The following is a 224-nucleotide window of genomic DNA, read 5'->3' on the forward strand; positions in this document are numbered from 1 at the left end:
TGCTAGGGATAGGGAATTGTAATTGTTTCCCTTGAACGAGGAATTCCCAGTAAGCGCAAGTCATCAGCTTGCGGTGTGTACAAAGGGCAGGGACGTAATCAACGCAAGCTGATGACTTGCGCTTACTGGGAATTCCTCGTTCAAGGGAAACAATTACAATTCCCTATCCCTAGCACGAGTCGGGTTCAACGGATTACCTCGACCTTTCGGCCTCGGATAAAAAA

General features: G+C 47.8%; 1 rRNA gene. It reads right to left on the minus strand.

Annotated features, from left to right (window positions below):
• Positions 1-8: 8 nt before the first annotated feature.
• A 16S ribosomal RNA gene (locus QPK32_RS26495) occupies positions 9-224 on the minus strand; the annotation flags it as partial.

Source organism: Massilia sp. YIM B02763, from assembly GCF_030412015.1.
In the GTDB taxonomy this organism is placed as follows: Bacteria; Pseudomonadota; Gammaproteobacteria; order Burkholderiales; family Burkholderiaceae_D; genus Telluria.